Below are 654 nucleotides of genomic sequence, written 5' to 3'. Positions count from 1 at the left end.
GCTTCGAGGTGCTCGCGGACCTGGTCGCCGCCGAGAGCGGGATCGAGTTCCCCGAGTACCTGCGCGAGGCGGTGTTCGCGCCGCTGGGCATGACCGCGTCCACGCTCGAAGGCCCGGCCGGGCACGGCGCCCGCTCCACGGTCGCCGACCTGTCCCGCTTCGCCCGCGAACTGCTGCGCCCGACCCTGCTCTCCGAGCAGACCGCCGCCGACGCGACCGCGGTGCAGTTCCCCGGACTCGACGGCCTGCTGCCGGGCTACGGCTCGCAGCGGCCCAACGACTGGGGGCTCGGGTTCGAGATCAAGGGCGGCAAGGCGCCGCACTGGACCGGCGCCGCGAACTCGCCCGCCACCTACGGGCACTTCGGACAGTCCGGCACCTTCCTGTGGGGCGACCCCGCGCGGTCGCTCGCGTGTGTGGCGCTGGCGGACAAGCCGTTCGGGGACTGGGCGAAGCAGGCCTGGCCGCCGCTGAGCGACGCGGTGCTCGCGGAGGTGTCCGGACCGTAGCCGAGAAGGCGCCGGACCGTCGGCCAACTGCCGGTTACTTGTTCGTGATGCGTAAAGCTGGCCCCTGGTGCACACTGATACCTCGAAAGCGCGTGGAGCCGACACGAGGTCGTTGGGGAAGACGTCCCTCGTCGAAGCTGGAGGT

General features: G+C 71.9%; 1 protein-coding gene. It reads left to right on the top strand.

Annotated elements, in window-relative coordinates; all coding sequences use genetic code 11:
* Window positions 1-509, top strand: a 509-nt coding sequence (locus AC1DYG_RS18755; protein WP_477641382.1) for a serine hydrolase domain-containing protein, incomplete at its 5' end; no start/stop codon positions are given.
* Between the last annotated feature and the right edge of the window lie 145 nt (window positions 510-654).

Source organism: Pedococcus sp. P1_H8 (assembly GCF_056405175.1).
The sequence above is the reverse complement of the archived record's forward strand: the minus strand, read 5'-3'. Positions and strand labels throughout refer to the sequence as shown.